The 12,770-nt window shown below is 58.7% G+C and carries 6 protein-coding genes and 1 tRNA gene; 4 read left to right on the top strand and 3 right to left on the bottom strand.

Annotation, left to right across the window (positions count from 1 at the left end; all coding sequences use genetic code 11):
• Positions 1 to 9: 9 nt before the first annotated feature.
• The gene (locus IFT84_RS02605; protein ID WP_446737571.1) at positions 10 to 1,659 is read right to left on the bottom strand and encodes an ABC transporter permease; all 1,650 of its coding nucleotides are present in this window, start codon (positions 1,657 to 1,659) and stop codon (positions 10 to 12) included.
• A gap of 111 nt (positions 1,660 to 1,770) precedes the next feature.
• The gene (locus IFT84_RS02600) at positions 1,771 to 4,818 is read right to left on the bottom strand and encodes an ATP-binding protein (protein WP_192117069.1); all 3,048 of its coding nucleotides are present in this window, start codon (positions 4,816 to 4,818) and stop codon (positions 1,771 to 1,773) included.
• Between the two features lie 290 nt (positions 4,819 to 5,108).
• On the opposite strand from IFT84_RS02600, the gene IFT84_RS02595 reads away from it, so the two are divergent.
• From IFT84_RS02595 to IFT84_RS02580, 4 genes are all read left to right on the top strand, one after another.
• Positions 5,109 to 5,185 (top strand) — tRNA-His (locus IFT84_RS02595).
• 246 nt (positions 5,186 to 5,431) lie between these two features.
• Positions 5,432 to 7,693, top strand: coding sequence for a UDP-forming cellulose synthase catalytic subunit (gene bcsA / locus IFT84_RS02590; protein WP_192117068.1), 2,262 nt, complete (start codon positions 5,432 to 5,434; stop codon positions 7,691 to 7,693).
• The gene (locus tag IFT84_RS02585) at positions 7,686 to 10,034 is read left to right on the top strand and encodes a cellulose biosynthesis cyclic di-GMP-binding regulatory protein BcsB (RefSeq protein ID WP_206757387.1); all 2,349 of its coding nucleotides are present in this window, start codon (positions 7,686 to 7,688) and stop codon (positions 10,032 to 10,034) included. The genes bcsA and IFT84_RS02585 overlap by 8 nt, the downstream gene beginning before the upstream one ends.
• Positions 10,031 to 11,803 carry a hypothetical protein gene (locus tag IFT84_RS02580; protein ID WP_192117066.1) on the top strand — a complete coding sequence of 591 codons (1,773 nt, stop codon included), beginning with the start codon at positions 10,031 to 10,033 and terminating at the stop codon, positions 11,801 to 11,803. The genes IFT84_RS02585 and IFT84_RS02580 overlap by 4 nt, the downstream gene beginning before the upstream one ends.
• A 7-nt stretch (positions 11,804 to 11,810) precedes the next feature.
• Here IFT84_RS02580 and IFT84_RS02575 read toward each other — a convergent pair whose 3' ends face one another.
• A complete protein-coding gene (locus IFT84_RS02575) occupies positions 11,811 to 12,692 on the bottom strand; it encodes a LysR family transcriptional regulator (RefSeq protein WP_192117065.1) in 882 nt (293 codons plus the stop codon).
• Between the last annotated feature and the right edge of the window lie 78 nt (positions 12,693 to 12,770).

The following is a 12,770-nucleotide window of genomic DNA, read 5'->3' as shown; positions in this document are numbered from 1 at the left end:
GGGACTTGATTATGCCCGATCCAGTGTTCGGGAAACCAGGGCAACTGGGATCAGACCGGCTGCAATAATGATCAGTGCCGCCACCGAGGTATTTTCAATCATCCCACGCGAGGCATCCTCGTAGACGAGCGTTGCCAGCGTGTTGAAATTGAATGGGCGCAGCATGATGGTTGCGGACAGTTCCTTCATGGATTCGATGAACACCAGAAGCGCTGCCGTCAGGCTTGCAGGCCGCATCATTGGCAACAACACGGCATATAAGGTTTGCAGGCGCGTGCGCCCAAGCGTGCGCGAGGCCATGTCCAGATGCGGAGACAGCTTTTGAAAACCCGCTTCCACCGTTCCCTCGGCCATTGTCAGAAAACGGACGCTGCACGCATAGACAATGGCGAAGGCCGACCCCGAGAGCAGCAGACCGCTGGAGAACCCGAACGTGCCGCGCAAAAAACCATCGAGCCCATTATCAAAAGCGGCCAAAGGAAACAGAACGCCAATGGCCAGAACCGTACCCGGAACGCCATAGCCGAAGGAGGCGAGGCGACCCGATAGAAGGCTGAGCCGCGAATGCCCGTGGCGAGCGCTATAGGCAATCAGAAAACCGAGGAACACGGTGATCGCTGCGCAGGCGCTGGCAACCTTGATGCTGTTGAAAAGCGCGACCGCCAGACGCGGATCGGCGAACTGATCCAGCCGCCGCAATGCAAAATCTCCCAGCACGAAGACCGGGACCAGGAACCCGAGAAGAACCGGAATCAGGCAGAACACCATCGCGCCCAATCCTTTCCAGCGGTCAAGCGGGATACGCGCACCGTCGCGGATGGCGCTGGTGGTTTTCTGGTTGGAGAAGCGTTGTTTGCGCCGCGCTGCCCGCTCGATGGACATGAGTGCAATGACAAACAGCAGCATGATACAGGCAATCTGCGCCGCGCCCGCAAGGCTGCCGCGATTGAGCCATGTGTCGAAAATCGAGAAAGTGAGCGTCTTGACGCCCAGATATTCCACGGCACCGATATCGTTCATCGTTTCCATGGCAACCAGCGTCAGCCCCACCATGATGGCGGGGCGGGCCATGGGGAGCTGAACCGTCAGGAAAACCCGGAGCGGCCCGGCACCAAGGGTGCGGGCAACATCGGCACTGGCACGTCCCTGCATCAAAAACATCGAGCGGCAGGCGAGGTAGACATAGGGGTAGAGCACTACGCTCAGCACCAGAACCGCGCCGGGCAGCGAGCGGATATCAGGAAACCAGTAATCCCGGCTGCTTTGAAAACCGAAAAGGCTGCGCACCACAGTCTGTAATGGACCGGTAAAGCTGAACAATTCGCCAAACGCATAGGCAGCCATGTATCCCGGTATCGCAAGGGGCAGAACAAGGGCTGTCGCTAGTGTGCGCCGCAACGGAAACTGAAAACTGGCGACCAGCCAAGCGGTCAAAATCCCGAAAACACCGGTGGCGAGTGCGGTATAGGCAATCAGCAGCAACGTTTCCCAACTGGCGCGGGGCACAACATTGCGCATCAAGTGCCCCCAGTCACCGCTATCGGCACCATCGCTGACCGCAAGCCAGACAATGGCCGCAATCGGCAGCAGGACAATCAGAGATGCAAACAGGGACGCAGACGAAAACCCGGACGACCACAATACCCTGCGCGGGCGCACGGGCGTTGTGATCGGAAAATCAGGGTTGGTCTGAAGCAAGGAAGTCTCTCATTGAATGTCGGATACTATTCCGATCTACTCAACATTCCTACAGCATAGACCCCTGCAAAATCAATCGGCCAGAACACGCTGCGGCGGAAAGCAGATTTCCACCAAAGTTCCCTCATTGGGGGCGGATTGAATGGAGAAAGTCGCACGATTGGCTTCGGCCATGGCCTTCGTCAGCGGAAGTCCGAGACCTGTGCCATCGCCGCGTTTGTGCGCGCCGGTTGTCACCTGCCGGAAGGGCTTCATGGCCTGCTCCAGTTCCATTCTGGACATGCCGATTCCGGTGTCGCGAATGCGTAGCGCGACGCTGCCATTGGCTTCGTAGGCCGTGGACACCACGATCTGGCCACCGGGCGGGGTAAACCGTATGGAGTTGGACAGAATGTTGAGCGCCATCTGCTTGATGGAGCGCAGATCAGCCACAACATCCGGCACCGCCGTGGACAGCGAAGTGCGGATGATCACTCGCTGGCCGTTGGCCTGAGGTTGAACGAGAGATACCGCTTCCGAGACGGTCTCATTCAGACCGACCGCTGCAAACTCCAGATCCATCTCGCCCGCTTCGATCTTGGAAATATCCAGAAGATCATTGACGATATCGAGCACATGACGCCCGGACCGGCCAATATCATTGGCATATTCAATATAGCGGGGATGACCGATTGGCCCAAAATGCTCATTGGCCATCATGTCGGAAAAGCCGATAATGGCGTTCAACGGTGTGCGGATTTCGTGGCTGACGCGTGCCAGAAAATCAGTCTTGTGGGCATTGGCGGTTTCGGCGGCGCGTTTGGCGTTGCGCAACTCGTCTTCCGTGCGCTTCCACTGGGTAATGTCGCGAATAACAGCGCAATAGCCGTTGGAGGATGACAGGCGGCCCATGGTCATGAACAGCGGAATGAAGCCGCCAGATGCCTCGCGCCCGATGACTTCGCGGCCATCGTTCAGCACGCTGGCCACGCCATGGCCGGATAGCCCCGCCAGATAATCCAGCACAGCCCGCTGGCTTTCATGGGCAAACAGCATGGCAAAGGGTTTGCCGCGTGTTTCGGTCTGGTCGTAGTTGAAAAGCGCGCTGGCAGACCGGTTCAAAGACCGGATTTCACCCTCAGCGCTGACGATCACGACGCCATCGGTGGCCGTTTCCAGAATAGACCTCAACTCATCGGCTTCGATCCGAAAGCTCTTTTCGCTGGCGGCAGTCGTTGGCTCGGAGGGTGTCGTTTTCGCTGGTGGCGTATTGTCCTGATCCGCACCGGTATCGGCGTCTGTCGGTGTGATCGACAGCATCAGCGCAGTCGTGTCTTCCCAGCGCACCGATTGCAGGCGGGCCGTGACGGGCAACAACCGGCCATTGGCGCGGATCAACATGACCTCACCGGGCGGGAGTTCAAACAGGCCGTCATCCTGGTCGGCAAATAGCGCGTCAATGCCGCCTTCGTCCGCCAAGTCATCCAGAGAATCGTAGCCGGTCAAGGTCAGAAACGCTGCATTGGCATAGAACAGACGGTCGCCGCCGTGCACCAATGCCGCCACGGGCAGGGCGTTGACCTCGTCGGCGGAAAAGCCGGTGGCCATTTTCGTGCGGGGTGGCACGAGATCATGCAGCGTTTCCGGGGTCAGGATTGCCCCATCGTCGTCTTCCGGCTCTGGCGCGGAAATAATTTCAGGCTCTGCCGCCGCGCTGGCCGTATCGTCCACACGCTCGCTCTGGTCTGTGGTGGTGGCACCCTTGCCGAACGTCTCCGTCAGCTTGCGGGCAATCTCACGAAAAGCCGCTTTTTCCGTATTGCTGAGGGTTTCCGCCCGTGGCGCTTGGGGAAGGTTGAGAGAGACGATGTTATTATCGGGCGTTCCTGTTCGCTGCTCCGCCTCGGACGCGCTTTCAGGCTCGGGCACCACCTCTGGCTCCGGGATAGGCAGAAACAGGCCGCGGGCGTCTTTATCCTCAACCGCATCAGCCACTCTGACGATGCCGAAGCCCCGGAAGCCATCAAATTCCCGGTCGCGGGAATAGGTGGGCAGTGCCGCCAGATCGACCGGCACGACCAGATCGGTATCCTGCACCGGCCAAAAAATCGTTTTGCCGGACCAGGTATCACGCTTTTGCAACAGAGCGGTGATTTCGCCTTGCGGATCAAGGCCGAAGTCGCGGGCAACATCCACAAACAACTTGCCGGAAATATTGGCCGATCGCGGCCCGACCGCCGTGGCAAACTCATCGGATACATCGCTGAAACGACCATCCGCCGCCACCTTCCAGACAAAGCGAACGGCGGGGCGGTTGGACAGAAAGGTGAAGGCTGGCTTTGAATGCTGCACGGGTGGTGCAACAGGTTCTGGTACCGCCGGTGTTTCAGCCACGACCGGCGTTGCGACAGGTGCCTCCGCAGCCATGTCCGCCGCTGGCGCTACGGCCTCCGGCGCCTCGGTGTCCAGCGTCCCAAGCACGGTCTCAACCGCAAACAGCAGATGCAAGGCAGGATTGTCGGACAGCTTGCCGATGGCCGCTGGCAACGTGCCGCGCCCTGTCGATACGGGCCGCTTGACCAGCCAGTCCCGGTCCCGGCCAACGGCATCCACAAGCTGCTGACGCGTGGTGTCGCTCATCTCCAGCGACCGGAAGCCGGGGGAGGCGGCAACGATGCGGCCATTGCCATCCAGCACCGCCATATGTGTATCGGGATCGTCCAGCCCGGACAACATGCGTTGCGCGCAGGCCTCTTCGTTCAGGGCGTTGCGATCCGCCGCAACGGTGAACAGAATGGCGGTTTCGCCCGTGCGCAGATTGATTTTTTCCACATGAGCATTGACGGCCACGCGGCTGAACCCGGCAGTAACCCGCATGACAAAGGCGGTGACATCACCGTTCCCGCGCAATTGGCCAACCGCTGTTTCCATCTGGCGAAACAGAATATCAGCGCGGTTGATACCGCTTTCCAGAAAGTCATAAATGGAGGCATGGCCGAACAACACCGCACCCTGACCATTGGCCCACAGCACCGCCGACAGATCAGTTGACAACAGGACAGCCGCTTCGCCTCTGGCAAAGTGCTCTCGTACCCGTGCATGCACGGCGATATCGATAAACGGATACTGTCTGGCGGGCATACGTGGATGACCCCTACACTTTCTTAATACAGTCTTAATACCTGTGGACAGGAAAAGGGTCCAGTGTCCGGCGTGTATGCCGACGGGATTTCGCGTGAGAGGGTTAATGCTCACCGTTCCGCTTGCATCAGTAAACACGAGCCTAGGTGGGCAGGTTTAAAACTTCGTTGCTCTGTTCATTCGGATTGGACCGACCGCAGCTTTTTTTGACGGTAAGTCCCGGAGGGCTCTTGCAAAAAAAACGGGACCGCCGTATGTGACCGCCCAAGCGTTTGTTGACGCGGATAGATGCGGTTGTAGCTCAGTTGGTTAGAGCGCAGGATTGTGGATCCTGAGGTCGGTGGTTCGAGACCACCCAACCGTACCACTCTTATTCATCGTGTTTGAAAACTCTCGCATTCGTGAAGCAGAATCACTGAAACCTATTCGAATGGCGTACGTTTAAATTTCTAGCCCCTAAAAAGGCGTAGTTATTTATTTACCACGTATGCGGGCATTGGGTGGCCGAACTGCCCTGATTCATAAACTGTTGACGTTGCTTGTTTTAGAGCTTCTGGAATTCGCGCGGAAGAGGTCTACATGAGGTAGACGCCGAGCGGTAAGGACGATGGCCATGTTCCTAGCAAAATTGATTGCCATTCCCGCAGGTTTGCTTGGTCTGGGCTTGATCTTCCTTCCCATGAGCTTGCAGGCGCAGCTTATGCTGAGCTTTGCTGTTCTCGGCATCATGTTCCTTGGCATGACGCGGCCTGAAAAAGCCAGCTTCCGGTTGGTAACCCTGATTTTTGCCGGGATTATGGCGCTGCGTTATGCGTTTTGGCGGACGACTGAAACGCTTCCCAGTATTTCCGAGCCGATCAACTTCATTCCAGCCATTATTCTGTATCTGGCCGAGATGTACTGTCTCGCGATGCTGGCCATCAGCTATTTTATGGTGGTGGACCCGGTCAAGCGCATCACGCCCGACATGGGCGCTCCCAACGATCTGCCGACGGTGGATATCTTCATTCCCAGCTATAATGAGGACCCGGAGCTGCTGGCTGGCACGCTGGCAGCCTGCAAGCTCATTGCCTATCCGCAGGACCGGTTGAACATCTATTTGCTGGACGATGGTGGCACCGAAGCCAAGCGCAACCAGAGCGACCCCCGTCAGGCGCTGGCGGCAAACTATCGTCATGGCCAGTTGAAGGCGCTCTGCGAGGCCATGGGCGTGAACTATCACGCGCGTAAAAAGAACGATCATGCCAAGGCAGGCAATCTGAATGAAGGGCTGAAAATTTCAAACGGTGAACTCGTGGTCGTGTTCGATGCCGACCACGCGCCCGTTCGTGACTTTCTGAAAGAGACCGTGGGTTTCTTCCGTGAAGACCCGAAGCTGTTTCTGGTGCAGACCCCGCATTACTTTCTCAATCCCGATCCGCTGGAAAAGAACCTCAAGACCTTCAAACGCATGCCGTCTGAAAACGAGATGTTCTATTCCATTCTCCAGCGCGGGCTGGACAAGTGGAACTCCTCGTTCTTCTGTGGGTCCGCAGCCGTCCTGCGCCGCGAGGCGCTGAACACCGCCGATGGCTTTTCCGGTCAGACGATTACCGAAGACTGCGAAACCGCGCTGGCGCTTCATTCCAGCGGCTGGCACAGCATCTATGTTGATAAGCCGTTGATTGCGGGCTTGCAGCCGGAAACCTTTGTTTCCTTCATTGGTCAGCGCGCGCGCTGGTGTCAGGGCATGTTGCAGATTCTGATTTTGCGGCGTCCGTTTCTGGCCCGTGGTCTCACCATGGCGCAGCGCATCTGCTACGCCGGCATCAACCTGTTCTGGCTGTTTCCGCTGTCGCGGCTGATCTTCATGTTCTCGCCGCTGCTTTACATTTTCTTCTCGCTGGAAATCTACGAGGCGAACATTCTGGAATTTGCCTCCTATGCGGTAACCTATCTGATCAGTTCGTTCGCCATGCAGAGCTATCTGTATGGTAAAGTGCGCTGGCCGTGGATTTCCGAACTCTATGAATATGTGCAGTCCGTGCTGCTGCTGGGCAGCATTATCAGTGTGGTGCGCAATCCACGAAAACCGACCTTCAACGTTACCGCCAAAGGGCAGACGCTGGACCGCAGCAAGCTGTCGCCTCTGGCTCTGCCGTATTTTGCCATCTTCTTTCTTCTGCTCGCCGCCGCGCTTTACTCCGGGTATCGCCTGATGACGGAACCGGTCGCCAGCGAGTTGCTGATGATCGTTGCGGGCTGGAACATCGTCAATCTCAGCCTTGCCGGTGCAGCGCTGGGCGCCATCGCCGAGCGACGTGAACTGCGTCGCAACCAGCGTTTGCCGGTCAAGCGCCATGCGATAATGCGGGTGGCAGACAAGCGTTATTCGGTGATTATTCTTGATGCATCGAATGGCGGCGTGTCGATAGAATTCATTGATAATGCGCCTGCGGTTGATATGGCCGATCCGCTTCACGCGACCATCGAACTGCGTCGCGGCGGTCAGTTGATCCTGTTCAGTGTTGTCTGCCGTTCCGTTCACAAGGGCGAGGGTGCCACGACATACGGCTTTGCCTATGCGGAGCGCACGCCTGACACCTTCGTTGCGATTGCCGAAATGATGTATTCCGATCAGGCAGTGCTGCAGGAACGTCTGCTGCGCCGTCAGGTACGCAAAAACTTCCTTTGGGGCACGGGGCGCTACGTCCTGTGGAGTTTCACCGAGAGCCTGCGGGCTTTGCGCTACTCCATCGGATTTATCCGTGAGTCCGTCGTTCAGTCGTTTGGGGATGCGCCGGTTCTGTTGAAAACCGATAGCGATCCAGAGAACGAGGTCATTCATCTGGACCCTGAAGCAGCAGCAAAGGCGCGTGGCACGTATTATGGTTAGACTTGGCCGGTATCTGCTCACTTCGTCATTGACTCTCGGACTTCTCACCGGTGCTGCATTTGCACAGACGCTGGTCGATCCCGCACCGTCACAAACGCAAACGGGTCGGTCGACGGCTCCGGCAGGCGGCAGCCTGCTCGGCAATGACACGCCTGCACCCGGCGCCCCGGCGGCCGTAGCGACACAGGCGCTTATTCCGTTTGAGCAGGCGCTGGACCAGTTCAATCTCGATGGTGAAGACGGGTCAACGCATTTAACGTTCAGCCTGGCCGCCAGCCAGTTGGCCGATGGCGGTGCGCTGGTTCTGGCCTACCAGAACGCCGTATCGGTCATCCCGGATGCGTCACAACTGGACATCGAGGTCAATGGTCGGGCCGTAGGTTCGGTGCAGATCGCATCGCCGAACGGCCTGAAAACGGAATCCATCCGCCTGAATGCGGACTTCCTGCGCGAGGGGCGCAATGATGTCACCCTTCGTGCGCGCCAGTATCACCGCGTGGATTGCTCGCTGGAAGCGACCTACGAACTCTGGACGCGGATCGATCCGCTGACAAGCGGCTTTGCCCCGGTCAAGCGGCAGGGGTTTACCACCCCGAGCGATCTGCTCGCCGTTGGCAGAAACAGCGCGGGTCTGACCGATCTGACGCTGGTGATCGATGGCGCAGTCTCACCGCAGATGGTCAATGACGCCGCCCCATTGATGGAAACGTTGACCCTGTTTTTGAACCGGCAGGATATATCCGTGTCGGTTTCCAACACGCCGGGCTCAGGGCCGGGCATTGATGTGTTTGTCGGCACGACACAGACCCGTGCACAGAATGCCGCCTTGAATGCTACATTCGATGCCGCCGCTCCGGGCTTGTCGGTGCGCGATGGCACCACCGAAGGGCGTGCCTCCGTGTTTCTCAAGGGCAACACGTCGGCGGAATTGAGCCGCTCGCTGGCCAGTGCGGTGCAGGGGCCGATGAGCAAGGGCTTCCAGAGTGGGATTTTCGCTCCGCGCTCCGGCAGCTTGCAGGTGGAACCCTCCACCACCTACACGCTGGCCGATACCGGCTTCACCAGCCGCAGCTTTGCCGGTCGGCTGTCGCGCACCTCGTTCGATCTGGTCATGCCATCGGATTTCTACCCGGCAGACTACGGCGCAATCGATCTGCAATTGCGCGCTGCGACCTCTCCGGGACTGAAACGAACCTCGCAATTGCTGGTTCGGGTCAATGATCTCGTGATCCGCAGTTTCCCATTCCGCAATACGGATGGACAGGAATTTAAAGGCAAGCTGATCGAACTGCCACTGCGGTCCTTCCGCCCCGGCGTCAATCGCGTGGAACTGGTGGCAGAAGTGCCCATGGATTCCGACGATGTCTGTGCGCCCGGTCGCAACGATTCCGGTCGTCCCCGGCTGGCGATGCTGGATACGACCTCGCTCTATGTGCCGCCGCTGGCGCGTATCGGCCGCCTTCCGGATCTGTCGGCCTTCGCAGGGCTTGGCTATCCCTATAGCGGCGGAAAAGCATTCGATGTGTTTGTCGACCGGCCAGAGCCTCGGTCGCTGAGTGCGACCATGACATTGATGGCACGGCTGGCGCTTTCGGCGCGCCAGCCACTCAACGCCACCGTCGCATTTGCGCAACCCAATCCATCCAGTGCGCGCAACGCACTGGTGATGAAATCAACCAATTCCGCCAGTGTCGCGGGCCTTCCGCTGACCAGTGTCGGTCGCGGTCCGTCGGTTGAAGCAGGCGTTTCCGATGAAGGCGCAACCGGAGCCATTGCGCAGGACCTGCCATCCCCAGCGCCGCGTGACACTGGTGCGCTTCTGGATGCTTTCCGCAAATCGACGGCACAACTGGATGAGGAACGGTCCTTCAAAGCGGAGCTTCGCGACTGGTTCAACAATGCGACACGGCGGTTTGCCCGCTGGCTGAACTACGAAAACCTGGACCAGCCATTGGCCATCGATCCTCAGGACTCCGTGGTCAGTGTATCGCAGACGCAGTCACCCGATGGGGAAGCCACATGGACCGTTGTGGAAGCCCGCTCGCCGCAGGATCTGCTCACCGGAACCAACCGTTTGTTGCAGCCCTTTATCTGGGACCGCCTGCAGGGTGGGTCGGCTGCGATTGAAACGGCCAATCTCTCGCTCGTCAGCCTGCCGGCAACATCGCGTTACATTGCCGAGATAACGGACCAGACCCCGGGTAATATCCGCCGCCTGGCAGCCGCCTGGTTCTCGGATAACTTCCAGTTTTATGTGGTGATGGTTGTCGTGCTGATGGGCGTGTTTGCCCTCTGGCTTGGGTGGCTGGTGCCAAGGAAGGGTGTGAGAACAGACAAATGACCTATTCTTCCAGTTCAGTCCGGTATCTCGCCGTCGTCGCAACGGTTATGCTGTCGACGTCCGCTCTTGCCCAAAACAACACGGCCGCACCGGCTACACCCGCCGCGCCGAGCTTTCGCCTTGTGGATCCGCCTGTCGACCCCGGTCAGCCGACCGCTGCGCAGCCGCAACAGCAGCCCCCGTCACAGCCAACACCCCCTGCTTCAGCGCCTGCCGCGCCGACTTCGGTTGCCCCTTTGCAGGCCCCGGCCACGGCAACGTCACCTCAGCCTGTGCAGACCCCCGCGCCATCGTCGCCGGTTACTCCCGCGGTAACGAACCCAACTGCGCCTTCAACTGCTCCAGCGGCTGCGCCCACGCCAACGGGTGGTTTGCTGGAGGAGCCAGCGGCGCCGGTTGAAACGCCCGAGGCCACAGCACCGGCTCTGCCCACCGGTCCAACGGAGGTGGACTTGGCTGCGCTCTATTACTATGCCGAGCAGAAGCAGGAGGATCGGGTTGCTGCCGAAGCGGCGCGATTGCGGTTGAAATACCCGGATTTCGTCATGCCGTCCGATCTCTACCTGCCGCGTGAGGCCCGTGCATTCAACGATACGATTCTTTGGAAAATGTACGAAACCAACGATTTTGCCGGGATCGACGCGGAGATCGCACGCCGAAGGGCAATTGCGCCGCAATGGAACCCCAGTGCCGACTTTAGTATGAAGTATATCCAGAAGAAGCAGCGTGTGCTGATGACGGAAGCCACCCGGGTTCAAAACTGGCCCGCTGTCATTGACGCGGCAAAGGACATTGATCCCAAGACCGAAACCCAGGCTGATCTCTTGTGGATGATGATTGATGCCTATGCCAATATGGGCGACAAGACCGGGCTTTCTGCTGTCTATCGCGGCATTCTGTTTCGGGATGGGGACAAGCGTCTTCCCGATGCCATTCTGGTGACGACATTGCAGAAGGCCACGCGGGACTTTCCGCCAGCCGATGTGCGCGCGGCGATTGCCAAGATCGCGACGACGCCGGCCATGACCTTCGCCCTGCAATCGGTTACCACCGACATGGCGCGGGGCGATATCAGCAATTTCAACGCCAGCACGGATACAACACCTCAAACGCCCTTGCCCGATGACGACATTCAACGGCTGAAAGCGGCTGCGACTGCGCAGGGCAAGCCTGCCGATCTGGCGTTGCTGGGTTGGTATTACTATAAGCTCAACCAGCCTGCTGTTAGTGCCGAGTGGTTCCGCAAGGCCTTGGCCGTCAACGACAGCGTTGACAATGCCAAGGGTCTTTATCTCAGTCTTGCCGGTCAAAATCTGAATGACGAAGCCTATCAGGTGGCAGCCAGCCATCTGAAGGCCTTGTCTGATGATCCTATATTCCTGCTGAACGCCCTGTCCCCGCAGTTCTCGAAGCCGCAGATCGAAGCGATCGATCCAGCCATCATTGCCGCCTACAGCAAGTCCATCATGGATGCGAAAAGTGCGGATCATGCGGAAATTTTGGGGTGGTACGCCTATAATTCCAAACAGTTTCAGGCGTCTCAGGCCTGGTTCGACAAGGCGTTTGCGTGGAAACAGTCAGCAGACCGTCTCAAGGGCCTTGCGCTCAGCTTTATGCGCCAGAACAACAAGTCAGGCCTTGCGGATTTGCGTGATCAGTACGGTTCGCTCTATCCGGACATGTGGACGGAGATCAAAGCCGGACCGCCGCCGTCGCGTCGCAGACCCGCAGCCCAGCCTGCCATCACCACCGTTCCGCTGCCGGGTTAAACTTGGCTTACAGAAAGATTGCCTGATCGCGTTGCACCAGTTCTGCCAGAAACTTGGCCACCGTGCGCACCCGCATCAAATCCCGCGCGCTTTCGTGAAAGGTCGTCCAATAGGCGCGGCGCAGGGTTATCTCGGGTAACAGGCGTGTGAGTTCCGGGTATTGCCCGGCAATATAGTTGTGGAGGATTCCAACCCCTGCACCGGAGCGCACGGCTTCCGTCTGTCCCGTGGCGCTTGAGACCTCAAACGACGCGTCCCAGTGGCGCATGATTTCCCCGGTGAAATCCAGCGATGCGGTGAAGATCAGATCTTCCACGTAGCCGACACGCCGATGGTGCTTCAAATCCTCCACCGTTTCCGGAACGCCAGTCTCCCGCAGATAGTCCCGAAACGCGTACAGTCCCAGCGTGTAGTCTGTCAGCCGCGCTGATATTAGCCGCCCCTGTTCCGGCCGTTCCAGCGTAATGGCAATATCGGCTTCTCGCTGCGACAGCGAAAACGAGCGCGGCACAGGCACGAGCTGGATTTTCAGTTGCGGGTGGCGGGCGGTAAGTTGCCCCAGTCGCGGTGCCAGAAACGACACGCCGAAGCCATCGGGCGCGCCGATCCGCACCGTTCCGGCAATGGCCGTATCGATGCGGCCGATATGCGCCTGCATGGCCAGCATTTCGCTTTCCATGCGTTCGGCTGACACTAGAAACCTCTCGCCCTCCGCCGTCAACTCGCACCCGTTGGTGCGCCGCACCAAAAGCCGTGTCTGCAAATCCGCTTCCAGCGCCGATAATCTACGGCTGAGCGTGGCGTGATTGACCCCCAGCCGCCGAGACGCTGCCAGTATCTGACCGGAGCGGGCAACTGCCAGAAACAGCCGGACATCATCCCAGTTCATGGTCGGACTTCAATTTCTGCACATCAGTTCCTTGAATGGAGCAATTGCTTTGTTAAAACCGTAGTGCAACTCTGCGGT

This window comes from Rhizobium sp. CFBP 8762 (genome assembly GCF_014841565.1).
GTDB lineage: Bacteria > Pseudomonadota > Alphaproteobacteria > Rhizobiales > Rhizobiaceae > CFBP-8762.
This window is presented reverse-complemented; position numbering and strand designations above follow the sequence as displayed.

Coding starts and splice junctions, on each gene's coding strand:
- IFT84_RS02600 (WP_192117069.1), bottom strand. CDS start 4,818: ATGCCCGCCAGACAGTATCCGTTTATCGATATCGCCGTGCATGCACGG.
- bcsA (WP_192117068.1), top strand. CDS start 5,432: ATGTTCCTAGCAAAATTGATTGCCATTCCCGCAGGTTTGCTTGGTCTG.
- IFT84_RS02585 (WP_206757387.1), top strand. CDS start 7,686: ATGGTTAGACTTGGCCGGTATCTGCTCACTTCGTCATTGACTCTCGGA.
- IFT84_RS02580 (WP_192117066.1), top strand. CDS start 10,031: ATGACCTATTCTTCCAGTTCAGTCCGGTATCTCGCCGTCGTCGCAACG.
- IFT84_RS02575 (WP_192117065.1), bottom strand. CDS start 12,692: ATGAACTGGGATGATGTCCGGCTGTTTCTGGCAGTTGCCCGCTCCGGT.